The sequence below is a fragment of the Sphingopyxis sp. OAS728 genome (genome assembly GCF_014873485.1).
Classification (GTDB): Bacteria; Pseudomonadota; Alphaproteobacteria; order Sphingomonadales; family Sphingomonadaceae; genus Sphingopyxis.
This window is the reverse complement of record NZ_JADBDT010000001.1, coordinates 3,148,038-3,170,963: the sequence shown is the minus strand read 5'-3', so window position 1 is coordinate 3,170,963 and position 22,926 is coordinate 3,148,038. Positions and strand designations below refer to the sequence as shown.

Below are 22,926 nucleotides of genomic sequence, written 5' to 3'. Positions count from 1 at the left end.
TCAGCCGGGGACGGCTTCGGCGCGTCCCCGGCCCTTCGGCGCGGGCGTCTTGGGTTTGTAGCGGCAGAGGTCGTCGACCGGACAACGCCAGCATTCGGGCGTGCGCGCCTTGCAGACATAGCGGCCGTGGAGGATCAGCCAGTGATGCGCGCCGACGCGAAACGGAGCAGGCGTGTTCTTTTCGAGCTGTTTTTCGACCGCGAGCACCGTCTTTCCCGGCGCGAGGCCGGTGCGGTTGCCAACGCGGAAAATATGCGTGTCGACCGCGAAGGTCTCCGCCCCGAAGGCGCAGTTCATAACGACATTGGCGGTTTTCCGCCCGACGCCGGGCAGTTCGACGAGCGTGTCGCGGTCGGCGGGCACTTCGCCGCCGAAGTCGCGGACGAGAATTTCGGAAAGCGCGATGACATTCTTCGCCTTGCCGTTGAACAGCCCGATCGTCTTGATGTGCTGCTTCAGCCCGTCCTCGCCGAGGTCGAGCATCTGCTGCGGCGTCTTCACATCCTGGAAAAGCAGCCGCGTCGCCTTGTTCACCCCGACGTCGGTCGCCTGCGCCGACAGCACGACGGCGACGAGCAGCTGGTAGGTGTTGCCGAACTCGAGCTCGGTCTCGGGGCTCGGGTTGAGCTCGGCGAGACGGCGGTAGAATTCGAAGATATCGGCCTTTTTCATGGCGATCAGTGCAGCCCGAGCACCTGCGGCATCGTATAGCGGTCGGGCTTCTGGTTTATCAGCCACAGCGCCGCGCGCACCGCGCCGCGCGCGAAGATCATGCGATTTTCGGCGCGGTGCGACAGCGTGATCATTTCCTCATTGCCCGCGAAGACCACGTCATGATCGCCCGCGACGGTGCCACCGCGCAAGCTGGCAAAGCCGATGCTCCCGCGCCCCCGCGCACCGGTCATGCCGTCGCGGCCACGTTCGGCGCTTGTTTCGAGATTGATCCCGCGCCCTTCGGCTGCCGCCTGCCCCAGCAGCAGCGCGGTGCCGCTCGGCGCATCGACCTTCATCCGGTGGTGCATTTCGACGACCTCGATATCCCAGTCGGCATCGAGCCGCGTCGCCGCCTCGCGCACCAGATGCGCGAGCAGCGTCACGCCGAGCGAGGTGTTGCCGGTCTGGAGCACCGCGATATCCTTCGCGGCATCGTCGATCAGATAATGATGGCGCTCCTCGAGCCCCGTCGTGCCGATCACGATCGGCGTCTTCGCGGCGACACAGGCGTCGAGCGTCGCCTCGAGCGCGGCGGGTGAAGAGAAATCGACGAGCACGTCGGCGTCGCTCGCCAGTTTCAGGACGTTGCCGCCCTTGTCGACGCCGCAACTGCGCTGCCCCGCTTCGGATATGGCGACGGCGAGCGCGACGCCCATCCGTCCTTCGCTGCCGATAATGCCGATGCTGGTCATGACCTGTCCCCTGAATTTCGGCACCCCCTTAGCCGTTCGCATCGAGCGAAGTCGAGATGCCCCGCAGCTTTGTACCACATTCACGGGTGTCTCGACTTCGCTCGACACGAGCGGATAGAGAGGGGTCATGAGCGACATCAACAATATCGTGATCCTCACCGGCGCCGGCGTTTCGGCCGAAAGCGGCATCGACACCTTCCGCGACGGCGGCGGATTGTGGGAACAGCACCGCGTCGAGGACGTCGCGACCCCCGAAGCCTTTGCCCGCGATCCCGACCTCGTCCTGCGCTTCTACGACATGCGGCGCGCGGCGATCCAGACCAAGGCGCCCAATGCCGCGCACGAAGCGCTCGCGCGGCTCGACGCCCTGTGGCCGGGCGAATTGCTGATCGTCACGCAGAATGTCGACGATCTCCACGAGCGCGCGGGCGCGAAGCGGCTGATCCATATGCATGGCGAGCATCTCAATGCCTGGTGCACCGGGTGCGACGCACGCGTGCCCTGGACCGGGCCGCTGCTCGACCGGCCGGTGTGTCCCGCGTGCGGCGTCGCGGGGCTGCTCCGCCCCGATATCGTGTGGTTCGGCGAAATGCCGTACCGGATGGAGGACATCTATCATGCGCTGAACCGTGCCGACCTGTTCGTGTCGATCGGCACGTCGGGTGCGGTCTATCCCGCTGCGGGGTTCGTGCGCGAAGCGCGCGCGTCGGGCGCACGCACACTCGAACTCAATATGGAGCCGAGCCAGGGGTCGCACTGGTTCGACGAAGCACGGCATGGGCCCGCAGGCGTGCTGGTACCGGCGTGGGTCGACGAGATGCTCGGCTAGCGCCGCGCCGCAAAAAAGTCGCGGAGGAGCGCCGCCGCCTCGCTGTCCCCGATCCCGTCGTAGATTTCGGGCCGGTGATGGATCGTCGGCTGCGCGAAGGTCCGCGGGCCGTGGACAACGGCGCCGCCCTTCGGGTCGTCGGCACCATAATAGAGGCGCGCGATTCGGGCGTGGGCGATCGCGCCGGCGCACATCGCGCAGGGTTCGAGCGTCACATAAAGGTCGCAGCCGTCGAGCCGCTCGTTGCCGAGATTTGCCGCCGCAGCGCGAATCGCGACGATTTCGGCATGCGCGGTCGGGTCGTGCGATTCGCGCGGACGGTTGTGGCCCTCGGATATGATCGCGCCATCCTTGACGATCACCGCACCGACGGGCACCTCGCCCCATTCTGCGGCAATGCGGGCCAAATCGAGCGCGCGGCGCATGGGTTCGGGGAGCGGGAATGAGGCCATAAAAGCGGCCTATTCGCTTGACGAATCTCCTGCAAGCCGATAAGCGCGCGCCTTTCCCGGCTCACTCCGGTCCTCTACTCTCCGTTTTTCGGGAAGTGCCCGGACGCCGATCCGAATTTTTTAGACGAGGACGAAGACCATGTCGCGCATCTGCGAACTGACCGGCAAGGGCCGCCAGGTTGGCCACAATGTGAGCCACGCCAACAACAAGACCAAGCGCACCTTCCTGCCGAACCTGCAGAATGTGACGTTGCTGTCGGACGCGCTCGGCAAGGGCGTCAAGATGCGCGTGTCGACCCACGGCCTGCGCACGGTCGAGCACAACGGCGGCCTCGACAACTGGCTGCTGAAGGCCGGCGACGACCAGCTGTCGGCTTCGGCCCGCAAGGTGAAGAAGGAAGTTGCAAAGAAGCTGGCCGAAAAGGCCGCTTAAGCGCTTCCAAATCGCTAAAAGCAATCAGGCCGCCGGGTTTACCGCGCGGCCTTTTTGCTGTCCGGCGCCTTTCTCGGCGGAAGGTCCACCAGCTCGAATTGCAGCAACAGGCTGCGCTGCCAGATGTTGAAATTGTCGTCGGCGACGAGCCACAGATATATGCGCCCCCGCTCGACCGAAATCGCCGCGCCTTCGTAATTTTCGGCGAGCGGCGCGGGAACGCGGCCGATCGTCCGCGACCGCACGACGGCACCCTTTTTGATATCCGCCGGGTCGACGATCGCGATCACCGTCGTGAAGACGGGGTCGAAACCGAGCCGCCGGTGCACAAGCAGGATGCGCCCGTCGGGCAGCGCTGCGGCGTCGCTGACCAGCCCCCGCCCCGCCGAATCATAGAAAAAGCGAATCGGCGCAGGGCCCGGGGCGGCCGGATCGCCAGTGTAGAGCAATGCCTCGCGCCCGCGCGGATCGTCGTCGGCATCTTCCGAAAAAACGACCGTCCGGCCATCGACCAGCCGCGTCATCGCCTCTGGCCCGCGATTCCTTGGCCAATGCGGTTCGGGCAATTTGCGGCGCGATTCGATTCGCGAAAGACCGGCGTCGAGACGCCAGATCTGATTGATTATCTCCAGCGCGACCCAAATCTTGCCGCTGTCGGCGTCGATAAACATCGCTTCGGTATCGGCCATCGATTTGCGGGCCGGGCGGCCGTCGATCGTCGGTAACGCACGAATCTGCACAGATGACACCGCGCCGCGCGAATCGAGCGACAGGCGTGTCGAATAGCCATTGTCGCCGACAAGCAGGAACTGGCCCGGTCCGATGCGCGCGAGCGCGGAAAAGCCGCCGAAGCGACTGTGCGGACTGACGAGATGCCAGCCGCGCACAAAGCGCATGCTGCCCGTCGTCCCACGCGGAAAGACCAGCGGCCGCGCCGATGCCGCTTGGGTCGTATCTTCCTCCGGAAAACGCATCACGGCCCCCGGCACCGGGCCGACAGCAAGGAAGATCAGGGCAGCAAAGAGCAAACGGCGCATCGCCGCGGGGTTACGGCGGCAGCGGGCGAAAGGAAAGCGGCTCACCGCAGAAAGCTGAACATTGGCCAACAATGATGTTCAGGCTTGGCTCAAAGCGAATCGGGCAAAACATGATCATCGACACAGCCCAGACGGGCCAAACGACGACGAAGGAGAACGAAAATGAAAAAGATGGTGACCCTCTCGATCGCCGCCCTGATGTCCACCGCGACGCTGGGCATGGCGGCTCCCGCCGCGGCGCAGAACGGCTGGTACGACCGCGACGGCTATTCGAGCTATGATGTTCGTTATGACCGCGACGACCGCCGTTATGACCGCCGCGACTATCGCCGGGACAACCGCCGCGATTATCGCAACGACCGCCGCTATTACCGCGGTGACCGCCGCAATTATCGCCAGTGCGACAATGGCACCGGCGGCACGGTGATCGGCGCGATTGCGGGCGGCCTTGCCGGTCATGAGATTGCCGGTCGCGGCGACCGTACGGTCGGTACGATCCTCGGCGGCGCCGTCGGCGCAATCGCCGGCCGCGCGATCGACAAGGGGAATGACGGCTGCCGTTAAGGGCAGTTCCGACCCCCAATAATTTCCTTCCCTCCTTTGCCCCGTCTGACCCCCGTGCCAGGCGGGGTTTTTCTTGCCCGACGCGGGGCCGCAGGGGGAAGACTTGCCAACATGGCGGGGGAAGCCTAGGTTCGGCGCCAAGTGCACGCCCGCGTTTTTGCGGGCGCGTGAGCAGAACAGGTTACAATAGCCATGCGGCAAATGGCAGCGCCATCAGGGCGACCGCCGCGGCCAGGTTCAAGAACGGGGCCGGCGGCGAAAGGACGAAACAAGGCAGGCGGCGATGCGCGCCCGATGCCGATCACGCGGCCGCGCAGCTATGCGGCCATCGATCTTGGCACCAACAATTGCCGACTTTTGATCGCGCGCCCGCAAAATGGCGAGCTCGTCGTCATCGACGCCTTTTCGCGCATCGTCCGTCTGGGCGAGGGCTTGCACGGCAGCGGGAAAATCAGCGAAGCGGCGATGGATCGGACCGTCGCGGCGCTGTCGATCTGCGCCGACAAGCTGCGCCGGCGCCATGTCTCGCTGTCGCGCGCGGTCGCAACCGAGGCGTGCCGCCGCGCCACCAACGGCGAGGAACTCGCCGACCGCGTCCGCCGCGAGACGGGCATCGTCCTCGATATCATTTCGGCCGCCGAAGAGGCGCGGCTCGCCGTCCTCGGCTGCCACAATCTGATGGAACCCGGCGACGGCCCCGCGCTGATATTCGACATCGGCGGCGGCTCGACCGAGCTGATGCACGTCGATGTATCCGACCATGACGTGCAGATCCACGACTGGATCAGCGTGCCATGGGGCGTCGTCTCGCTGACCGAACATGCCCCGCTTCCCGACGACAGCCTCGCCGGGCGGCAGGCCGCCTATGCCCATATGCGCGACGTGACACGGTCCGCTTTTTCGGCCTTCGCCGACCGCGCCGAGCAGTTTGCCGGCCAGAATCTCCGCCTGCTCGGAACCAGCGGCACCGTCACGACGCTCGCCAGCGTCTTCCTCGACCTGCCCCGCTACGACCGCCGCGCTGTCGACGGGCTGGTCGTCCCGTCCGAGGCGATGCGCGGCATCAGCCGCCGCCTTGCCGATGCGAGCATTGCCGACCGTGCCGAAATCGCCTGCATCGGCCGCGAGCGGGCCGACCTGGTCGTCGCGGGCTGCGCGATCCTCGAAAGCATCATCGACCTGTGGCCCGCCGCGCGCGTCGGCGTCGCCGACCGCGGCATCCGCGAGGGCATATTGCGCACGCTGGCGATGCAGGGCCGCGACATCCCCGTCACCCGCCGCGAGTATCGCAAATGAGCGGTGCCGGCGGCAAGGGTGGCGCCAAGGGATCGGGGGGCCGCGGCGGCTTGCATGTGCGCGTCAAGACCGCGCGCAAGCGCAGCGTCTCGTCGACGCGCTGGCTGCAACGCCAGCTCAACGACCCCTATGTGCGCCGCGCGCAGGCCGAGGGCTATCGCTCGCGCGCCGCGTACAAGCTGATCGAGCTCGACGATAAATTCGGCTTTATCAAGAAAGCGCGCGCCGTGGTCGACCTCGGCATCACGCCGGGCGGCTGGTCGCAGGTCGTACGCAAGGCGAACCCGCGCGCGCGCGTAGCGGGGATCGACCTGCTCCATTGCGAGCCGCTCGAGGGCGTCGAAATCCTCGAGATGGATTTCATGGACGATGCGGCGCCCGATGCCTTGATCGAGGCGCTGGGCAGCGCCCCCGACCTTGTCATTTCGGACATGGCGGCGAACACCGTCGGCCACCAGCAGACCGATCATTTGCGCACGATCGGGCTCGCGGAAACCGCCGCCGATTTCGCGGTGCAGAATTTGCAGCCCGGCGGCGCGTTCGTCGCCAAGGTGTTTGCGGGCGGCGCCGATCACACGCTGCTGACTTTACTAAAACGTCATTTTTCAACGGTAAAACACGCCAAACCGCCGGCGAGCCGCAAGGGGTCGCCCGAACTTTATGTCATCGCCCAAGGCTTCAAGGGCCGAAGCAATGATGCGGAGGCGGACACGGAATAGTCGGATATTGGGTCGAACCGGGGGAGTTTTCATGGGCAAGTCGAAGCAGTCGATCGCGGCTGTAACGCTCGCGGCGCTGATGCTGGCATCGTGCGGCGGCGAAGGAAGCTTGAGCAGCGGCGGCCCCGTCACGGTCACCCCGACGCCGAGCCCCACACCGACCCCCAATTGCGCGCTGACCTCGCGGCAGATCTTTGCCAAGGCGGTGATCGACGAATGGTATCTGTTCCCCGGCGACGTCGCGAGCGTCAATCCCGCCGCCCATAACAATGTCCAATCCTATATCGATGCGCTGGTCGCGCCGGCGCGCGCGCTGAACAAGGACCGCTTCTTCACCTACATCACGTCGATCGCCGAAGAAAACGCCTTCTTTTCGAATGGATCGAGTGCCGGTTTCGGGGTCCGGATGACCTATGACGCGGTAAACCAGCGCGTGCTTATTGCCGAGGCCTATGAAGGCGCACCGGCCTTTGCCGCGGGGATCGACCGCGGCACGGCGATCGTCGCGATTGGCACCAACAGCAGCAACCTGCGCACGGTCGCCAGCATCGTGAATGCCGAAGGCACCGCGGGCATCACCAATGCGCTCGGCCCGAACGACCCGGGGGTCAGCCGCGTGCTACGCATCACCGATGCCGCCGGCACCCGCGACGTCACGGTGGCGAAGGCGGACTATTCGCTCGACCCGATTTCCGATCGCTATGGCGCGAAGATCATCACCGAGGGCGGGCGCAGCTATGGCTATCTCAACCTGCGCACCTTCATCGCGTCGGCGGACGACCAGCTGAAGGCGGCCTTTGCCGATTTCGGCGCGCGCGGGGTGACCGATATCATCGTCGATTTCCGCTATAATGGCGGCGGCCTTGTTTCGACCGCCAATTTGATGGGCGACCTGATGGGGGCCAATCGCGCCGGGCAAATTTTCTCGCAGACCCGTTTTCGCGCCACCAAATCGGGAGAGAATGAAGAACATCGATTCGCGCCCAGCGCGCAGTCGATCGCGCCGACGCGCATCGCCTTCATCGGCACCGCTTCGACCGCATCGGCGAGCGAACTCGTGATCAATTCGATGCTGCCCTACCTCGGCACCAATATGACGCTGGTCGGCAGCAACACCTATGGCAAGCCCGTCGGCCAGATCGCGCTCGACAAGGCCGAATGCGACGACCGCATGCGCGTGGTCGCATTCGCGACGGTCAACGCGACCGGCGCGGGCGATTATTATGACGGCTTGGCGCCGAAGATCGCGAACAGCTGCGCCGCGAGCGACGATCTGACGCTTCCGCTCGGCGACGCGCGCGAAGCGTCGGTCAGCGCCGCGATCGACTTCCTCGCCGGCAGGGCCTGCACGACGCGGATCGCCGATGCCAGCGCCGGCGCGTCGGCGCAGCGCCGCGGCGCGCCCATGTCCGCCAAACCCGAAATGCTGGTCCCCGACCAGCCGAGCGCCGCCCAGCGCGAGCTGCCAGGGCTGTTCTGATCGGTCCACCGCTGCATCGCAGCAATTGACCGCAGCCGCAAAATGGGGCTAACGGCCGCGGCAAGCGACAGGTTCCCCGGCAACGGAGACTAAGAGGGAACGGGAAAACCCCGGCTGCCCCTGCAACTGTACGCGGCGAGCCATCGGCCACTTGCCATTGGGATTCCGGTCCCGAGAAGGCGGCCGACCGGCGCTGACCCGCAAGCCAGGAGACCTGCCCGTCGCCGTCGTCTTTCGACCGGACAGGGTGTGCCGGGCGGACGGGGGTGAACCCGCATGACGACAGGTTTGGCCGCGTTCGCGCGCGGGCTCGATGTCGTGCGTCCCCGGACAACCCATCGATCCCACGCGTGTGGGCGGCCTCGTCGATGGGGTACCCAATGTTCAAATTTGTTTTCCGAAGTTCGATCTGCCTTGCCGCCGTTGCGGCCTCCTCTGCCGCGTTTGCCGAGGACGCGGGCACGGCGCATGCCGTCGCCGCCGACGGCGACAGCATCATCGTCACCGCAACGCGCGCGCCGCTGACACTCGACGAAGTGCCGTCGTCGATCGCCGTGATCGACAAAGAAGCGATCGACCGCGCGCAGGATATCGGCGTCACCGAATTGCTGCTCCGCACGCCGGGCATCAGCATCTCGCGCAACGGCGGTTACGGCACGTCGACTTCGCTCCGCATTCGCGGCGCCGAATCGGACCATAGCGTCGTCGTGATCGACGGGGTGAAGCTCAACGATCCGTCGTCGACCGGCGGCGGCTTCAACTTCACCAATTTGCTCGCCGGCGACATTTCGCGGATCGAAGTGCTGCGCGGACCACAGTCGATCCTGTGGGGCAGCCAGGCGATCGGCGGCGTCGTCAACGTCGTCACCGCCTCGCCCGAAAAAGCGCTCGAAGGCAGTTTCGACCTCGAAGCGGGATCGCGCCAGACCGTCAGCGCGCGCGCCGCGGTCGGCGGCCGCACGGGCCCGCTGAGCTGGCGCATCGGCGGCCAGCGCTTCACCACCGACGGTATTTCGTCGCACGCCAAGGCGTTCGGCGGGGTCGAGCGTGACGGCTATCGCAACACCAATCTCTCCGGCCGCGCCGAACTCGCGCTCGCCGACAATGTCAGCGTCGATGTGCGGGGCTATTATTCGAGCGGCCGGGTCGAATTCGACGGCTTCAACGTCGACAGCAACGATTATGGCCTCAACAAGGAGTTCGTCGGTTACGCCGGGCTCAATGTCGACCTCGTGGGTGGCCGCTTCCGCAACCGTATCGCTTACGCTTACACAGACACGAACCGCGACAATTTCAATCCTGACCGCGCGCGTCCGCAAAGCTTCGAGGCCGACGGCAAGAACCAGCGCTGGGAATATCAGGGCAGCTTCGATTTTACCGACCGCATCACCGCGATCTTCGGGGTCGAGAATGAACGGTCCGATTTCCGCAGCCGCTCGCCCGCAGCGTCGCTGGCAACCCCGGTCCCGGCATTCGCGCGCGGCAAGGCCGAGATCACCAGCGTTTATGGCCAGCTCAGCGTCGAACCGCTCGACGGGCTGACGCTGAACGGCGGCGTCCGTTACGACGATCATGACAGCTTTGGCGGGCAGACCTTGTTCGCTGCGGGCGGCGTATGGCGCCTTTCGACCGGCACGGTGCTGCGCGCAAGCTATGGCGAAGGCTTCAAGGCGCCGTCGCTTTATCAACAGTTCAGCGAATATGGGAATATCGGGCTCGACCCCGAGGAAGCGCACGGCTGGGAAGCCGGCGTCGAGCAGCATCTGTTCGACAACAAGCTGATGGTCGGCGCGACCTGGTTCGACCGCACGACGACGAACCAGATCATCTACAACAGCTGTTCGTCGACGACGACCAACCCGATGTGTTTCGTGCCGGGTGACCCGACGACGCGCCGTTTCGGCTATTATTCGAACGTCGCGCGCAGCGAGGCGCATGGCGTCGAGGCGACCGCGGCGCTGGCCCTCGGCGGATTGAAGCTCGACGGCAATTACAGCTGGATCGTCGCCGAGGATCGCTCCGAAGGCACCGCCAATTTCGGCAAATGGCTGCCGCGCCGGCCGCGTCAAACGGCCAACGCCTCGGCGAGCTATGGCTTCGATTTCGGGCTCGAACTCGGCGCAGCAGTCCGCTGGTCGGGCAAGAGCTATGACAATGCCAGCAACGCACAACGGCTCGACGATTATACGCTCGTCGACCTGCGCGCCGAATATGCGCTGTCGGACGAGGTCAAGCTGTTCGCACGCGCCGAGAACATCTTCGACGAGCAATATATGACCGCGTTCCGCTATGGCTCGCTCGGTCGCAGCATCTATGCCGGCATAAGGGGCCGTTTCTGATGGCCGTGCTGTCGGATCGGGGCGCCTCGACGCTGTGGGTCTCGCTGCTGACGGCCGCGAGCACTGTAACGACGCTCGCGCTCGGTTGCGCAACGCCCTTTCCGTCGCTTGCGGCGCTCGCGGCGGTGCATATGCGCCGCCGCGACGGCCTCGCGCTGATGCTGCTGGCGTGGGCAGCGAGCCAGTTCGTCGGCTTCTTCCTGCTTGGCTATCCGCGCGACGGAAGCACACTGGCGTGGGGCGTCGGGCTCGGCACGGCGGCGGTCGGTTCGGCGCTCGCAGGCTATGCGGCGTTGCAGGCGCTCGATTACCGCACGGTCGCGGCGCGGCTGAGCCTCGCCTATGCCGCCGGGTTCACGGCGTTCAAGGGCATCATCCTCGCCTTCGCGCTCGTCCTCGGCGGGCTGCACACCGCAATGGCGCCCGATCTGCTCGCCGAGCAGTTCGTGCGCAACGGCGCGATCCTGATCGGGCTTTATGTCCTCTATCGCGTGCTCGTCGCGGCAGGTGTTCCCGCACCGCAGCAACCGGCAACGGCGGCCTGATGCTCACGCGCGTCGATCCGGGTCCGGCGGTGGTGGTGTGCAACACCTGCCGCCACAGCCGCGAGTCCCGGGACGACGCGTCGGGCGTGCGTGGCGGCGCGCGGCTCGTCGAGGCATTGAAACGCCTCCAGGAAGATGAGCCGCACTATGCCTCCATCGCGGTCCAGGAAATGGCGTGCCTCTTCGCATGCGCGGATCATTGTACCGTCCACCTGCGCGCGCCCGACAAGGTCGGCTACGTCCTCGGCCGCTTTCAAGGCGACGCCGAATCGGCGCGCGCCATCCTCGACTATGCGGTCCATTATGCCGCGAGCGAGCATGGCCGCGTCCCCTATTCGCTTTGGCCCGAAGGCGTCAAAGGCCATTTCATCACCCGCACACCCCCGCCAGGATTTGTCGCCGAATGACCAGCTTTGCTTCCGTTCAGGCCTTCGAGGCCGCGCTCGCCAACCTGCGTGGGCCTGACCGCGATGCCGAAGCCGATGCACGGGTGCGGCAGGGCGAACTGACCAAACCCGCGGGTTCGCTCGGTCGGCTCGAAGACCTCGCGATCTTCTTCGCCGGGTGGCAGGGCAGGGCGCGGCCGCAGGTCGCCCACGCGCGCGCCGCCATCTTCGCCGGCAACCATGGCGTCACCGTCCATGGCGTCAGCGCCTTTCCGCCGAGCGTCACCGCGCAGATGGTCGGCAATTTCGCGAATGGCGGCGCGGCGATCAACGCCTTGTCGGGCGCGGCGGGGCTCGAACTCGCGGTCGTCTCGCTCGATCTCGACCGCCCGACCGCCGATTTCACCATCGCCCCGGCGATGAGCGAAGCCGAATGTCTGGACGCGCTCAACCGCGGCGCGGCGGCGGTCGACGCCGACCTCGACCTGATCGTCCTCGGCGAAATGGGGATCGGCAATTCGACCGCCGCCGCCGCGCTCTGCGCGCGCAGTCTGGGCGGCGATGCGGCCGAATGGGTCGGCCCCGGCACCGGGGTCGACGGCCATGGCGTCGCGCGCAAGACCGCGGTCGTCAATCAAGCCATCGCGTTCCACGCCGACGCGCCGCGCTCGGCGTTCGAGACGCTGCGCCGCGTCGGCGGGCGCGAGATTGCGGCGATTGCGGGCGCCATCCTGCGCGCGCGCCAACTCGGCGTGCCCGTGCTGCTCGACGGGTTCATCTGCACTTCGGCGATCGCCCCGCTCGCGGCCGGCAATGCCGCGATCACCGCGCATTGCATCGCGGGCCATTGCTCGGCCGAACCGGGGCACCGGCGCCTGCTCGACCTGCTCGGCCTCCATCCGTTGCTGGCGCTGGACATGCGGCTCGGCGAAGGCAGCGGGGCGGCGGTCGCGGCGAATATCATCCGCAGCGCTCTCGCGGCGCACGACCGGATGGCAACCTTTGCCGAGGCCGAGGTCTCGGCATCGCTGTGACCGCCTTTGCGCTCCATCTGCTGCGCCATGGCGCGCCCGAAACGCCGGGACTGCTGATGGGCCGCACCGATGGGATGCCGACGGTCGATGGTATTGCCGCCTGCACAGCGCAAGCCCGGGACCTCGGCATCGAACGCCTGATCGCGTCCAACCTTCGCCGGAGCCGCGAAGCAGCCGAAGCGATCGGCGCAGCGACGGGCCTAGCGCTCGCGATTGACCCGCGCTGGCGCGAACTCGATTTCGGCGACTGGGATGGCCAGCCGAGCAGCGCCGTCGACCGGGACGCCTTCGGCCGCTTCTGGGACGACCCCGACGCCAACCCGCCGCCCGGCGGCGAACGCTGGTCGTCGCTCGTCGCACGCGTCTCCGCCGCGATAGGCGATCTTGCGCCGATCCCTACCCTCGTCGTGACCCACGGCGGCGCGATGCGCGCGGCGCTCCATGTGCTTTGCGGTTTCGACCAGCGCCAGCTCTGGGCGTTCGACCTGCCCTATGCCGCGCGGCTCTCGCTTCGCGTCTGGCCGGGCGAGCAGCCCAGCGCGCAGATTGCGGGACTCACTCCGTGAAGGGGCTGATCGTCGCGATCCAGTTCCTGACGCGGCTGCCGACGCCGCGGATCGCGGTTTCGAGCGACGAATTCGCAGCATCGATGCGCTGGTTTCCTGCGGTCGGGTTGATCGTCGGCGCGCTCGTCACCGGCGCCGGCTGGGCCGGCACGCAAATCGATCCGTGGACGGGGGCCCTCTGCGCGCTCATCGTCTGGGTCGCGGTCACCGGCGCGCTGCATCTCGACGGACTCGGCGATATCGCCGATGCCAGCGGTGCGGCACACAAGGATCGCGAGCGCATGATCGCTGTCCTCGGCGACCCGCATGTCGGCAGCTTCGCGGTTGTGGCCATCGCCCTGCAACTGCTCGCCAAGCTCGTCCTGCTCCACGCATTGCTCACCATCCAAGCCTTTCCCGCCATCGCGCTGGTCCCGTTCGCGGCGCGGATCGGCCCGCTCGTCTGGTCGCGCGCGCTGCCCGACCTCCACGCCGGGCTCGGATCGCGGTTTCGCAATGCCGTGCGGCCGGTCGACTTCGTCCTATGGGCGTTAGCTCTCGTCGCCGCGGCGTGGCTCTCACCTTCGCTGCTCGTTGCACCAATGGCCTTCCTTCTCTGGGGCTGGTGGTTGCTGCGCAACATCGGCGGAATTTCAGGCGACGGGCATGGCGCCGGAATCGAACTCGGCGAAAGCCTGCTGCTCGCCGCCGCGCTGTTGTGGGCGCATCTGGCATGAGCGCACGTTGGACCTGGCATGGCGGCGGGATCGAGGCGGCGAGACGTCATTTCGGCGACAGCGACTGGATCGACCTGTCGACCGGGATCAACCCGCACGTCTGGCCGGGCACAGCCGACATCCCGGTCGACTGGCAGCGCCTGCCCGATCCCGAAGCACTGACACAACTCGAAGCCGTCGCCGCATCCTTTTTCGGCGTCGATCCACGCCATGTCTGCGCGGTGCCGGGCAGCGAGATCGGCTTGCGGCTCACCGGGACGCTGGTGAGCCGTCCCGCACGGCATATCGCGCCAAGCTATCGCACGCATGGCGAAATGCTCGCGGAAAGCATGCCCATCGACCGCGAAGCAGCACGGCGCCATGACGGCACGCTGATCCTCGCCAATCCCAACAATCCTGACGGCCATGCAATCGGCGCCGATGCCATGCAGGCGCTGCTGGACGCGCGCGGGCCGGATGACTGGCTGCTGGTCGACGAGGCCTTCGCCGATGTCGATCCGGCGGCAAGTGTCGCGACGTCGGTCGATGACGACGCAAGGCTGATCGTCTTTCGCTCCTTCGGCAAATTTTTCGGGCTCGCGGGTGTCCGGCTCGGCTTCGTCATTGCCCCGCAGCCTATCGTCGCGGCGCTGCGCGAGCGGCTCGGCGCATGGCCGCTATCGGCCGCGGCGATTGCGATTGGCACCGCCGCCTACGCCGACCGCGACTGGATCGCCACGACACGGCGCCGCCTGCCCGCCGAAGCCGCCGCGCTCGACGCCCTGCTGGCGCGCCAAGGCTTTCGGCCAACGGGCGACTGCCCGCTCTTTCGCCTGATCGAGGTCGACGATGCGCAGGCGCTGTTCGAACGGCTCGCGCGGCGCGCGATCCTGACCCGGCCTTTCGCCGACCAACCCCGCTGGCTCCGGATCGGCCTGCCCGCCGATGCCGATGCGCGCGCGCGGCTCGAAGCAGCGCTCGCCGATGGCTGAGCCGGTCGCGCTCACCGCCCTGGCGCTCGACGCGGCGTTCGGCTGGCCGCGCGCGCTCTATCGCCGCATCGGCCACCCGGTCGGGCTGTTCGCGCGGATCATCGAGGGCCGTGAAGTGGCGTGGAACCGCTCCGAATATAGCTTCGCCGCGCGGCGTGCTCTGGGCGTCCTGACCCTGCTCTTGCTGTTCATCCTCGCCGCCGGCCCCGGCTGGGCGCTCCAGCATCTGTTGCTCGCATCATTCGGCGCGTGGGGCTGGGTCGCCGTGGCCATCCTCGCCTGGCCCGCTCTGGCGCAGCGCATCCTGTTCGATCATGTGCGCGCGGTCGGCGAGCGGATCGATGCGCGCGACCTCACGGGCGCCCAAAGCGCGGTCGGCATGATCGTCGGCCGCGACACCGCCGCGCTCGATGAGGCCGGCGTCGCCCGCGCCGCGATTGAAAGCCTCGCCGAGAGTTTCTGCGACGGCGTCGTCGCGCCGTTGTTCTGGCTGATCCTGCTCGGCCTGCCGGGGGTATGGGCGTATAAAGCCGTGAACACCGCCGACAGCCTGATCGGCCACCGCGAGGAGCGCTGGCGCGCCTTTGGCTGGGCGGCGGCACGCGCCGACGATCTCGCCAACTGGATTCCCGCACGGCTATCGGGCCTGTTGCTGTGTGTCGCGGGCGGCGCCGGGTGGCGCATCCTGTGGCGCGATGCGCGCAAACATGCCTCACCCAATGCCGGCTGGCCCGAGGCGGCGATGGCCGGCGCGCTGGGGCTTCGGCTCGCGGGCCCGATCGCCTATGACAGCGTGATGCACGACAAACCATGGATCGGCGACGGGGTGAGCGACGCGTGCGGCGACGCAATCGACCGCGCGCTCGCCATCTATCTGCGCGCGTGCTTGCTGCTGTGGCTGATCGCGGGAGGCGCCGCATGGCTGCGCTGATGCTGCAGGGCACCGGTTCGGACGTCGGCAAGTCGGTGCTCGTCGCCGGCCTCTGCCGCGCGTTCAGCAATCGCGGGCTTCGCGTGCTGCCCTTCAAACCGCAGAATATGTCGAACAATGCCGCGGTCACGATCGACGGCGGCGAGATCGGGCGCGCGCAGGCGCTGCAAGCGATCGCGTGCCGTGTCGAGCCGCACAGCGACATGAATCCGGTGCTGCTGAAGCCGCAGGCCGACCGTACTTCGCAACTCATCGTCCACGGCCGCGTGCGCGGCACGCTCGGCAGCGGCAATTTTCGCGAAGCGCGCGGCGCGCTTATGGCCGAAGTGCTCGAAAGTTACGATCGCCTTCGCGCCGCCGCCGATATCGTCGTCGTCGAGGGCGCCGGATCGCCCGCCGAGATCAACCTGCGCGCGGGCGACATCGCCAATATGGGCTTTGCGCGCGCCGCCGATGTCCCCGTGGTCTTGATCGGCGATATCGATCGCGGCGGGGTGATCGCGTCGCTGGTCGGGACGCGCGCGGTGATCGATCCCGAAGATGCGGCGATGATCCGCGGCTTCCTGATCAACAAGTTTCGCGGCGACCCGGCGCTGTTCGAGGATGGCTATCGCGAGATCGAAAAGCGCAGCGGCTGGCCGGGTTTCGGCGTCATCCCCTGGCTGAGCGCCGCATCGCGCCTGCCGAGCGAGGATGCGGTGATCCTCGAACGCCCTGCCGATCCACGCGAGGGCCGGCGGATGATCGCCTGCCCGATCCTTCCGCGCATCTCGAACTTCGACGACCTCGACCCGCTCAAGCTCGAGCCCGGGGTCGAGATCGTCATGGTGCCGCCGGGCCGCCCGATCCCCGCCGAGGCAGGGATCATCGTGCTACCCGGATCGAAGGCGACGATCGCCGACCTCGCCGCGCTGCGCGCCGAGGGCTGGGACATCGATATCAAGGCGCATCACCGGCGCGGCGGGCTGATCGTCGGGCTGTGCGGCGGATACCAGATGCTGGGCAAGCGTATCGCCGACCCGCTGGGGATCGAGGGCGCGCCGGCCGCGGTCGAGGGGCTCGGCCTGCTCGATGTCGAGACGATACTCTCGCCCGCCAAGGTGCTCCGTCAGGTGGAAGGGACAGCGCTTGGCGCGCCGGTCGAAGGGTATGAGATGCACATGGGCGAAACGCATGGTCCCGGCACCGAACGGCCCTTTGCCATAATGGAAGGCGCTGCCCGCGATGGTGCGGTCAATGCCGCAGGCAATGTGATCGGCTCCTATCTGCACGGCCTGTTCGCGTCGCCCGAACTGCGGCAGGCATTGCTTGCGCGGATCGGCGTCGCGGGCAACGGCCGCGACTATGTCGCCGATGTCGATGCCGCGCTCGACGACATTGCGGGCGAGTTTGCGGCGCATGCCGATATCGACGCGATGCTGCGGATCGCGGGGATCAGCGCATGAGCGGATCGTCGCTGTTCGTGCTCGGCGGCGCGCGATCGGGCAAGAGTCGCTATGCGCAGGCGCGCGCCGAAGCCGCGGGCGGCAATCCGGTTTTCGTCGCAACCGCCGAAGCCTTCGACGACGAAATGCGTGAGCGGATCGCGCGTCATCGGGCGGACCGCGATCCGCGCTGGACGACCGTCGAAGCGCCGCGAGAGCTGCCAGACGCGATCGACGCGCTAAGCGGCCGCGAAGCTGTCGTGCTGGTCGATTGCCTCACGCTATGGGTCTCAAACCTGCTCCTCGCCGACGCCGATATCGCGCGCGCGGGCCGCCAGCTCTGCGACGCGATCGCCCGGTTCGAGGGCACGCTGATCCTCGTCGCGAACGAAGTCGGCCTCGGCATCGTCCCCGACAATGCGCTGGCGCGGGCGTTCCGCGACGCCGCGGGCCAGCTCAACCAGTCGGTAGCGGCGACGGTACGCGAGGTGGTGCTGCTCACCGCCGGGCTCCCTCTTACGCTCAAATCGGACGCCTGATCCCGCCCTCGCCGAAAACATGCTCAACGGCGCGTTTACTATCGTCATGAAGCATATCCTCACGCCGCCGCGTCAAATCGGGTGGCATGAGAAAGCATGCCCATCTTGTCGCTGGCGATTCGCGATGGCTTCCTGTCTCCATCGCCCTCGCCGCCGCGGCGCTGACGCCGTCGGCGGCGCACGCCTCGTCGAAGCTGCTCAACGTCAAGGCGTTGGCGGACAGCAAGGCGGCATGTCCGGCCGCGATGGCCGTTGCGCCGTCCGCGCCTATCGACATCTCACGCGCCATTTTGGGCGGCGCGCCGAGTGCGCTCGACCGCATCCGGGCCGATCAGCAGGGCGCCGAGGCACCCCTTCCTGCGGCCGTGCCCATGACCGCAGGCCTCGACGCTTTCCCGGTTCGCCACACGCTCGAACCCGCGAGCCGCACCCCGATTTCCTTCGCGCGCCCCGAAAGCTGCGGCGCGCCGTCGATCTTCGCCCCGCTCACCGAAACCACCGACTATGATCCCACCGCCGAGCTCGGCACCCGCGCGATTCCGGTCAAGCGCACGCGCTTCGACAATCGGTGGGACCATGTCCGCCGCGCCGCGCCAGCAGGGCTGATGCAGAGCAAGCTGCGCAGCGCGAATGCGTCGCCGGGCCTTGCCGAGCAGGACCTGCTCGCGCGCGTCAACCAATGGGTGAACCGCGAGATCGCCTATGTGAACGACGACCGCAATTACCGGCAGCGCGATTTCTGGGCGACCGCCGAACAGACGATCGCGCGCGGCAAGGGCGATTGCGAGGATTTCGCGATCCTCAAGATGCAGATGCTGCGCGCCGCGGGTATCGATGCCGACCGTATGAAGCTCGTGCTGCTTCGCGATCTCGCGGCGAACGCCGATCATGCCTTCCTGCTCGTCCAGACCGATGCCGGGAAGCTCGTGCTCGATAATGTAACCGACCGCCTCTACGACGGCAGCCGCGCGAATGCGGTGCGGCCGGTGCTGTCGTTCAGCGAGAACCGGCGCTGGGTGCACGCCTATCGCGGCACGCAGCCGTCGCCGAACCTCGCCGCGATCCCGGCGTCGCAGAAAAGCTACACGCTCGCGCTGAACAATCAGCGTTCGGTGAGCGCCGACCCGCTGACCTTCAAGACCGGCTTGAGCAAGTAACTCAGCACCGATTTCTTGCCGGTCACAATCTCGACATCGCATAGCATGCCGGGGGTGATCGGCAGCCGGCGGCCGTTCGAGGTCAGATAGCTGTTCGTCGTTTCGACGACGACGGTGAAATAGGCTTGCCGTTCGACCTCGTCATAGATGCTGTCGGCCGACACGCGCACGACCTTGCCGTTGAGCCCGCCATAGATCGAGAAGTCGTAGGCCGTGACCTTGACGTTCGCGGGGTCGCCGACCTTGATGAAGGCGATGTCGCGCGGGGTGACGCGCGTTTCGATCAGCAATTTGTCGCCCAAGGGCACGATCTGCATGATCTGTTCGCCGGCGTTGACATTGTCGGTGACGACGACGGTGAACGGATCGGTCAGATTGTTGTTCGCATTGGTGTTGTCGGTCAGTGTGTAGCTGTATCCGACATTGCCGGGCGTCAGGCTGGTGATTGTCAGCTGGCCGAGCGGGGTGGTGATGACCTGGCCGACCGCAGTGATCGCGGTGCCGTTGATCGTGATCGAATCGAGTCCGTCGCCGGCGTCATAGACGATCGATCCCGTCGTGGTTTCGCTGTTCGCGGCGCTGTTGCTGCCCGCAGGCTCGTTGCCGCGCGCCGGAAGCCCGGCTTCACTGACGCTCGCGGTCGCCGCGGCGATCCCGGCGGGCTGGTCGGGGGTGACGATGACGATCGTCGGTTCCTCGTCCTGAACCGCCGGCAGAAGTTCGCGGTCTTCGGGCTGCGGAAAGGCGAGCTGCGTATAGGGCAGCAGGTCGCCGAGCGCATAAGCGTCCTGGATCGGGCCCTCGGGATCGGCGAAATTGCCACCCGAGCTGCGAACCCCGGCTTCGGGGTTCAGCTCGCCCAGATTTTCCAGCAGCTGTGCGACGGTGCTCGCCGGCACTGTGTCGCCGTCGACGACGATGGCCGGAACGTCGACCGCGCCGCCGGGAATGACGAAGACCTGACCGTTCGGCAGAGTGATGACGAGGTCGGTGCCCGATATCGTGATATCGTCGATCGATGCGCCCGCGGGCAGGACGATGCGTCCGCTTGCGTCGGGAACGAGGATGGCCTGGATCGCCAGCGGTATCGTCGACGCGGCAGCCGTCACGTTCGCGGCGGCGGCAAGGAACTCGCCGCCCGATACGGCCCGGTTCGATGCCTCATTAGATGCGCCGTCGCGCTCAGGACCCGTCATGCCATTCCGCGCCGGATTGTCGAAAGCATCCATGTCAATTTCCCTCGAACGCACCTCGCCCTGCCGCAAAAACGGCACAGCAAAATTTCTTCCAATGTCAGTGCGACCCACTGTCCGAGCGACTCGGACCTTCCCCACCCATTAGGAAGCATGGATTCTCGAGACTCCGCAAGCGCGTTAACACATTTTTAGGCACGGGAGATTTGGGCAGGGCGCTCACGCAGCGAGCGACAAGGCGTTTGCAATAATGTTATTGATATTCAGATAGATACACGGACGTTGGCAAAAGCGCACGGCCGCCAGGCGGGCCGATTTCCGTCCCAATTCGATCCATAAAATGACACGGCTCGTCGCATGCCGCGCTCGGCCGGGAGGCGAATCGGCTCGATTCGCGCGGCCGCCCGGACCGAGTCGAACAGCGCCGCGCGAGGCCAGGATCGGCTCGATTTCACGCACGCAAACTCGCCGCGACAATCCAATATTAAGGGTTGCAGGCGATGCTATTCGCCAAGGGAGACAGTGGTGAGATCCTTGCTGGCCCATATCGCGAATCCGGTCGAGACGGTCGACCGCCGGCGGACACAACGCCGCACGCTCCGCCTCGATGTCGCCGCGCGTTCGGCGTCCGCCGAATCCGCGGTCGTCATCCGCAATCTTTCGCGAACCGGTCTGCTGATCGAAACCGACGCGGCCTTTTCGATCGGTGAAACCTTCCTGCTCGTCTTGCCCGAACTCGGCGCCGCCCCCGCGCGCGTCGTTCGGAACGACGGCAGGCTTTTCGGGTGCGAATTCCTGACACCCGTCCCCGCGAGCGCGATCAGCGCAGCGCTACTGAGGGCGCCGCATGACGGGGACGAGGACGATGGTACCGACATCGCGACCGCACGCGATAGCGACGGCCTCTATGCACAGCGGCGGCCCAGCGCGATCTTGTTCACCGCGCTGACGGCTTTGTTCACCGCGGTGATCCTGCTGTTCGTCATCGCGCTCGTCTCGCTGAACTTCTCGTCCAACTAGATAGTGCGCGCCCCTTCGCTGAGGGGACCGACTGCAAAAATATCGAGGAAAACTGGAGCGGGCGAAGGGATTCGAACCCTCGACCCCAACCTTGGCAAGGTTGTGCTCTACCCCTGAGCTACGCCCGCTCTGGCGGCTGGAAACCGGTCGGTTCCAGCGGGTGAGGCGGGCGATTAGCACCGGCTTTTTGACTCGGCAACCCCTGATTGTGCATTTTCTCCGAAGGGTTGGCATATCGCCCGAAATTCCCACATAAGCGGGGAAAGAGTCTCTGCCGCTGGTGCGGAAGCGACGCCAGATCAAAACAGGAGCAATATTGCGTGGCCACGCTCGGTCTGAATCCCACCGAAAAGGAAGCCGTCGAAGCTTTCCGCCGCGACGTCGTCGAACCGTCGATGACCAGCCTCGTCATCCTCGATTTCTGGGCCGAATGGTGCGGGCCGTGCAAACAGCTCGGCCCCGTGCTCGAAAAGGTCGCCGAGGATTATGCCGACAAGGGCGTCGTGCTGGTCAAGGTCGATGTCGATGCGAATCGCTTCATCGCCGGCCAGTTCCAGGTCCAGTCGATCCCGACCGTCTATGCAATCTTCCAGGGCCAGCCGGTCGCGAACCTGACCAACGCGCGCACCGAAAGCCAGCTCAAGGCGATTCTCGACCAGCTGCTCGCGCAGCTTCCGATCGAGAGCGAAGCGACCGCGCGCGCGGTCGAAATCGCACCGCTCATTGAAATGGGCGAAAGCGTCCTTGCCGAAGGCGACGGCCCGCGCGCCGCAAGCGTCTTTGCGCAGATTCTCGATATCGCGCCCGACAATGCTGCGGCGCATGGCGGGCTGATCCGTGCGCTCGTGCTCGCGGGCGATATGGAAGGCGCGCAGGCCGCGCTCGACGTCATCCCGGCCGAGATCGCCGAAGACCCCGCAATCGCGCAGGCGAAAAGCGCGCTCGCGCTCGCCGCCGACGCCCCCGATGCGGGCGAGCTCGCCGCGTTCGAAGCCGCTGTCGCCGCGAACCCCGACGATCATCAGGCGCGATTCGATTTGGCCAGCGCCCAGATCGGTGCTGGCCAGCGCGATGCGGCGGCCGACAATCTGCTCCACATCGTCGCGGCGGACCGCGAATGGAACGAGGACGCCGCGCGCGCCAAGCTGCTTTCGCTGTTCGAAGCCGTCGGGCTCGAAGACGCGTGGGTCGCGGCACAGCGCCGCCGCCTGTCGCTGATCCTGTTCGGCTGATGGGCGAGACCGCGCCCCTGACTATCCAGCGGATCGCGATCTTTCCGCTGACCGGCGCGGTGCTGTTCCCCGGGCTGCATCTGCCGCTCCATATCTTCGAACCGCGCTATTCGGCGATGGTGCAGGAGGTGCTGGCGCGCGACCGGCAGATCGGGATGATCCAGCCGCGCCAGCTTCCCGGCGAAGAAGATCGCGAGCCGCCGGCGCTCTATGATATCGGCTGCGTCGGGCGCATCGTCGATGTCGAGGCGCTCGACGAAGGGCGCTTCAACCTCGTCCTCGAAGGCGTCGCGCGTTTTCGCGTCCGCCGCGAGCTCGACGTCACGACGCCGTTCAGGCAGGTCGAAGCCGAGATCGAGCTCGAAGCCGAGGACGATGCTGTGCTCGCAAGCATCGAACGCGCGAGCCTCGAACGCGAGGCCAAGCGCTTTGCGGCGCGGCAGGGCTATGTGGTCGACTGGGATTCGGTCGGCCAGCTCGATGACGCCACGCTGGTGAACGGCATCGCGCAGGTGGCACCCTTCGATGCGGCGGCGAAACAGGCCTTGCTCGAAGCAAGCCCAATCGACGCGCGTGCCGAACTGGTCGTCCAGATGATGCAATTTTTTGGCCGTTTCGACGGCGACGACGGCCGCGCCACGCTTCAATAGGTTGCCC

At 66.5% G+C, this 22,926-nt stretch carries 25 protein-coding genes, 1 tRNA gene and 1 riboswitch; of the genes, 20 read left to right on the top strand and 6 right to left on the bottom strand.

Annotated features, from left to right (window positions below):
- Together nth and dapB are read right to left on the bottom strand one after the other, a co-directional pair.
- A complete protein-coding gene (gene nth, locus GGC65_RS15020) occupies positions 1-672 on the bottom strand; it encodes an endonuclease III (RefSeq protein ID WP_192647896.1) in 672 nt (223 codons plus the stop codon).
- Between the two features lie 5 nt (positions 673-677).
- Complete coding sequence (dapB, locus tag GGC65_RS15015; RefSeq protein WP_192647895.1) at positions 678-1,406, bottom strand: 4-hydroxy-tetrahydrodipicolinate reductase; 729 nt, start codon at positions 1,404-1,406, stop codon at positions 678-680.
- A 127-nt stretch (positions 1,407-1,533) separates the two neighbouring features.
- Between dapB and GGC65_RS15010 the strand changes: the two genes are divergently transcribed.
- Positions 1,534-2,235 carry an NAD-dependent deacylase gene (locus GGC65_RS15010; RefSeq protein WP_192647894.1) on the top strand — a complete coding sequence of 234 codons (702 nt, stop codon included), beginning with the start codon at positions 1,534-1,536 and terminating at the stop codon, positions 2,233-2,235.
- Here the strand turns inward: GGC65_RS15010 and tadA are convergent.
- The gene (gene tadA, locus GGC65_RS15005; protein WP_192647893.1) at positions 2,232-2,687 is read right to left on the bottom strand and encodes a tRNA adenosine(34) deaminase TadA; all 456 of its coding nucleotides are present in this window, start codon (positions 2,685-2,687) and stop codon (positions 2,232-2,234) included. The genes GGC65_RS15010 and tadA overlap by 4 nt on opposite strands.
- A gap of 139 nt (positions 2,688-2,826) precedes the next feature.
- On the opposite strand from tadA, the gene rpmB reads away from it, so the two are divergent.
- Complete coding sequence (gene rpmB, locus GGC65_RS15000) at positions 2,827-3,120, top strand: 50S ribosomal protein L28 (RefSeq protein WP_039579060.1); 294 nt, start codon at positions 2,827-2,829, stop codon at positions 3,118-3,120.
- 38 nt (positions 3,121-3,158) lie between these two features.
- Here the strand turns inward: rpmB and GGC65_RS14995 are convergent, their stop codons facing one another.
- Positions 3,159-4,157: an esterase-like activity of phytase family protein gene (locus tag GGC65_RS14995; RefSeq protein WP_192647892.1), complete on the bottom strand. Its 999-nt coding sequence runs from the start codon at positions 4,155-4,157 to the stop codon at positions 3,159-3,161.
- Positions 4,158-4,319: 162 nt separating this feature from the next.
- Between GGC65_RS14995 and GGC65_RS14990 the strand changes: the two genes are divergently transcribed.
- The 15 genes from GGC65_RS14990 (at position 4,320) to GGC65_RS14920 (ending at position 18,824) form a co-directional block, all read left to right on the top strand.
- On the top strand, positions 4,320-4,721 hold the full coding sequence (locus GGC65_RS14990; RefSeq protein WP_192647891.1) for a glycine zipper 2TM domain-containing protein: 402 nt from the start codon (positions 4,320-4,322) through the stop codon (positions 4,719-4,721).
- 192 nt (positions 4,722-4,913) lie between these two features.
- Entirely contained in the window at positions 4,914-6,017 is a 1,104-nt protein-coding gene (locus GGC65_RS14985) for a Ppx/GppA phosphatase family protein (RefSeq protein WP_192647890.1), read from the top strand.
- Positions 6,014-6,736, top strand: coding sequence for an RlmE family RNA methyltransferase (locus tag GGC65_RS14980; RefSeq protein WP_192647889.1), 723 nt, complete (start codon positions 6,014-6,016; stop codon positions 6,734-6,736). Before GGC65_RS14985 ends, GGC65_RS14980 begins: the two co-directional genes overlap by 4 nt.
- 31 nt (positions 6,737-6,767) lie before the next feature.
- Entirely contained in the window at positions 6,768-8,216 is a 1,449-nt protein-coding gene (locus tag GGC65_RS14975) for a S41 family peptidase (RefSeq protein WP_192647888.1), read from the top strand.
- Between the two features lie 52 nt (positions 8,217-8,268).
- Positions 8,269-8,453: riboswitch (cobalamin riboswitch) on the top strand.
- Between the two features lie 143 nt (positions 8,454-8,596).
- Positions 8,597-10,555: a TonB-dependent receptor plug domain-containing protein gene (locus GGC65_RS14970; RefSeq protein ID WP_192647887.1), complete on the top strand. Its 1,959-nt coding sequence runs from the start codon at positions 8,597-8,599 to the stop codon at positions 10,553-10,555.
- The gene (locus GGC65_RS14965) at positions 10,555-11,100 is read left to right on the top strand and encodes a hypothetical protein (RefSeq protein WP_192647886.1); all 546 of its coding nucleotides are present in this window, start codon (positions 10,555-10,557) and stop codon (positions 11,098-11,100) included. Before GGC65_RS14970 ends, GGC65_RS14965 begins: the two co-directional genes overlap by 1 nt.
- Complete coding sequence (locus tag GGC65_RS14960) at positions 11,100-11,507, top strand: DUF1636 domain-containing protein (protein WP_192647885.1); 408 nt, start codon at positions 11,100-11,102, stop codon at positions 11,505-11,507. The genes GGC65_RS14965 and GGC65_RS14960 overlap by 1 nt, the downstream gene beginning before the upstream one ends.
- A complete protein-coding gene (gene cobT, locus GGC65_RS14955) occupies positions 11,504-12,520 on the top strand; it encodes a nicotinate-nucleotide--dimethylbenzimidazole phosphoribosyltransferase (RefSeq protein WP_192647884.1) in 1,017 nt (338 codons plus the stop codon). Before GGC65_RS14960 ends, cobT begins: the two co-directional genes overlap by 4 nt.
- Positions 12,517-13,086 carry a histidine phosphatase family protein gene (locus tag GGC65_RS14950; protein WP_192647883.1) on the top strand — a complete coding sequence of 190 codons (570 nt, stop codon included), beginning with the start codon at positions 12,517-12,519 and terminating at the stop codon, positions 13,084-13,086. The genes cobT and GGC65_RS14950 overlap by 4 nt, the downstream gene beginning before the upstream one ends.
- The gene (locus GGC65_RS14945; protein WP_192647882.1) at positions 13,083-13,802 is read left to right on the top strand and encodes an adenosylcobinamide-GDP ribazoletransferase; all 720 of its coding nucleotides are present in this window, start codon (positions 13,083-13,085) and stop codon (positions 13,800-13,802) included. Before GGC65_RS14950 ends, GGC65_RS14945 begins: the two co-directional genes overlap by 4 nt.
- Positions 13,799-14,773, top strand: coding sequence for an aminotransferase class I/II-fold pyridoxal phosphate-dependent enzyme (locus GGC65_RS14940; protein WP_192647881.1), 975 nt, complete (start codon positions 13,799-13,801; stop codon positions 14,771-14,773). Before GGC65_RS14945 ends, GGC65_RS14940 begins: the two co-directional genes overlap by 4 nt.
- Positions 14,766-15,704 carry an adenosylcobinamide-phosphate synthase CbiB gene (cbiB, locus tag GGC65_RS14935; RefSeq protein ID WP_192647880.1) on the top strand — a complete coding sequence of 313 codons (939 nt, stop codon included), beginning with the start codon at positions 14,766-14,768 and terminating at the stop codon, positions 15,702-15,704. Before GGC65_RS14940 ends, cbiB begins: the two co-directional genes overlap by 8 nt.
- Complete coding sequence (locus tag GGC65_RS14930) at positions 15,692-17,149, top strand: cobyric acid synthase (RefSeq protein WP_192647879.1); 1,458 nt, start codon at positions 15,692-15,694, stop codon at positions 17,147-17,149. Before cbiB ends, GGC65_RS14930 begins: the two co-directional genes overlap by 13 nt.
- Entirely contained in the window at positions 17,146-17,667 is a 522-nt protein-coding gene (cobU, locus tag GGC65_RS14925) for a bifunctional adenosylcobinamide kinase/adenosylcobinamide-phosphate guanylyltransferase (RefSeq protein ID WP_192647878.1), read from the top strand. Before GGC65_RS14930 ends, cobU begins: the two co-directional genes overlap by 4 nt.
- Before the next feature lie 86 nt (positions 17,668-17,753).
- On the top strand, positions 17,754-18,824 hold the full coding sequence (locus tag GGC65_RS14920; protein ID WP_192647877.1) for a transglutaminase-like cysteine peptidase: 1,071 nt from the start codon (positions 17,754-17,756) through the stop codon (positions 18,822-18,824).
- On the opposite strand, the gene GGC65_RS23425 is transcribed toward GGC65_RS14920, so the two are convergent.
- Positions 18,770-20,053: an HlyD family efflux transporter periplasmic adaptor subunit gene (locus GGC65_RS23425; protein ID WP_225940837.1), complete on the bottom strand. Its 1,284-nt coding sequence runs from the start codon at positions 20,051-20,053 to the stop codon at positions 18,770-18,772. The two genes, GGC65_RS14920 and GGC65_RS23425, sit on opposite strands and share 55 nt — an antisense overlap.
- A 489-nt stretch (positions 20,054-20,542) precedes the next feature.
- On the opposite strand from GGC65_RS23425, the gene GGC65_RS14910 reads away from it, so the two are divergent.
- A complete protein-coding gene (locus GGC65_RS14910) occupies positions 20,543-21,037 on the top strand; it encodes a PilZ domain-containing protein (RefSeq protein WP_192647876.1) in 495 nt (164 codons plus the stop codon).
- Positions 21,038-21,090: 53 nt separating this feature from the next.
- Here GGC65_RS14910 and GGC65_RS14905 read toward each other — a convergent pair.
- A tRNA-Gly gene (locus tag GGC65_RS14905) sits at positions 21,091-21,165 on the bottom strand.
- 192 nt (positions 21,166-21,357) lie between these two features.
- On the opposite strand from GGC65_RS14905, the gene GGC65_RS14900 reads away from it, so the two are divergent.
- Positions 21,358-22,269 carry a tetratricopeptide repeat protein gene (locus GGC65_RS14900; RefSeq protein ID WP_192647875.1) on the top strand — a complete coding sequence of 304 codons (912 nt, stop codon included), beginning with the start codon at positions 21,358-21,360 and terminating at the stop codon, positions 22,267-22,269.
- A complete protein-coding gene (locus GGC65_RS14895) occupies positions 22,269-22,919 on the top strand; it encodes an LON peptidase substrate-binding domain-containing protein (protein ID WP_192647874.1) in 651 nt (216 codons plus the stop codon). Before GGC65_RS14900 ends, GGC65_RS14895 begins: the two co-directional genes overlap by 1 nt.
- The last annotated feature ends 7 nt before the right edge of the window (positions 22,920-22,926 follow it).

Coding starts and splice junctions, on each gene's coding strand:
- GGC65_RS14895 (WP_192647874.1), top strand. CDS start 22,269: ATGGGCGAGACCGCGCCCCTGACTATCCAGCGGATCGCGATCTTTCCG.
- cobU (WP_192647878.1), top strand. CDS start 17,146: ATGAGCGGATCGTCGCTGTTCGTGCTCGGCGGCGCGCGATCGGGCAAG.
- tadA (WP_192647893.1), bottom strand. CDS start 2,687: ATGGCCTCATTCCCGCTCCCCGAACCCATGCGCCGCGCGCTCGATTTG.
- cobT (WP_192647884.1), top strand. CDS start 11,504: ATGACCAGCTTTGCTTCCGTTCAGGCCTTCGAGGCCGCGCTCGCCAAC.
- GGC65_RS14985 (WP_192647890.1), top strand. CDS start 4,914: ATGCGGCAAATGGCAGCGCCATCAGGGCGACCGCCGCGGCCAGGTTCA.
- GGC65_RS15010 (WP_192647894.1), top strand. CDS start 1,534: ATGAGCGACATCAACAATATCGTGATCCTCACCGGCGCCGGCGTTTCG.
- GGC65_RS14965 (WP_192647886.1), top strand. CDS start 10,555: ATGGCCGTGCTGTCGGATCGGGGCGCCTCGACGCTGTGGGTCTCGCTG.
- nth (WP_192647896.1), bottom strand. CDS start 672: ATGAAAAAGGCCGATATCTTCGAATTCTACCGCCGTCTCGCCGAGCTC.
- GGC65_RS14975 (WP_192647888.1), top strand. CDS start 6,768: ATGGGCAAGTCGAAGCAGTCGATCGCGGCTGTAACGCTCGCGGCGCTG.
- rpmB (WP_039579060.1), top strand. CDS start 2,827: ATGTCGCGCATCTGCGAACTGACCGGCAAGGGCCGCCAGGTTGGCCAC.
- GGC65_RS14980 (WP_192647889.1), top strand. CDS start 6,014: ATGAGCGGTGCCGGCGGCAAGGGTGGCGCCAAGGGATCGGGGGGCCGC.
- dapB (WP_192647895.1), bottom strand. CDS start 1,406: ATGACCAGCATCGGCATTATCGGCAGCGAAGGACGGATGGGCGTCGCG.
- GGC65_RS14920 (WP_192647877.1), top strand. CDS start 17,754: ATGAGAAAGCATGCCCATCTTGTCGCTGGCGATTCGCGATGGCTTCCT.
- GGC65_RS14990 (WP_192647891.1), top strand. CDS start 4,320: ATGAAAAAGATGGTGACCCTCTCGATCGCCGCCCTGATGTCCACCGCG.
- GGC65_RS23425 (WP_225940837.1), bottom strand. CDS start 20,053: ATGGATGCTTTCGACAATCCGGCGCGGAATGGCATGACGGGTCCTGAG.
- cbiB (WP_192647880.1), top strand. CDS start 14,766: ATGGCTGAGCCGGTCGCGCTCACCGCCCTGGCGCTCGACGCGGCGTTC.
- GGC65_RS14970 (WP_192647887.1), top strand. CDS start 8,597: ATGTTCAAATTTGTTTTCCGAAGTTCGATCTGCCTTGCCGCCGTTGCG.
- GGC65_RS14960 (WP_192647885.1), top strand. CDS start 11,100: ATGCTCACGCGCGTCGATCCGGGTCCGGCGGTGGTGGTGTGCAACACC.
- GGC65_RS14940 (WP_192647881.1), top strand. CDS start 13,799: ATGAGCGCACGTTGGACCTGGCATGGCGGCGGGATCGAGGCGGCGAGA.
- GGC65_RS14930 (WP_192647879.1), top strand. CDS start 15,692: ATGGCTGCGCTGATGCTGCAGGGCACCGGTTCGGACGTCGGCAAGTCG.
- GGC65_RS14995 (WP_192647892.1), bottom strand. CDS start 4,157: ATGCGCCGTTTGCTCTTTGCTGCCCTGATCTTCCTTGCTGTCGGCCCG.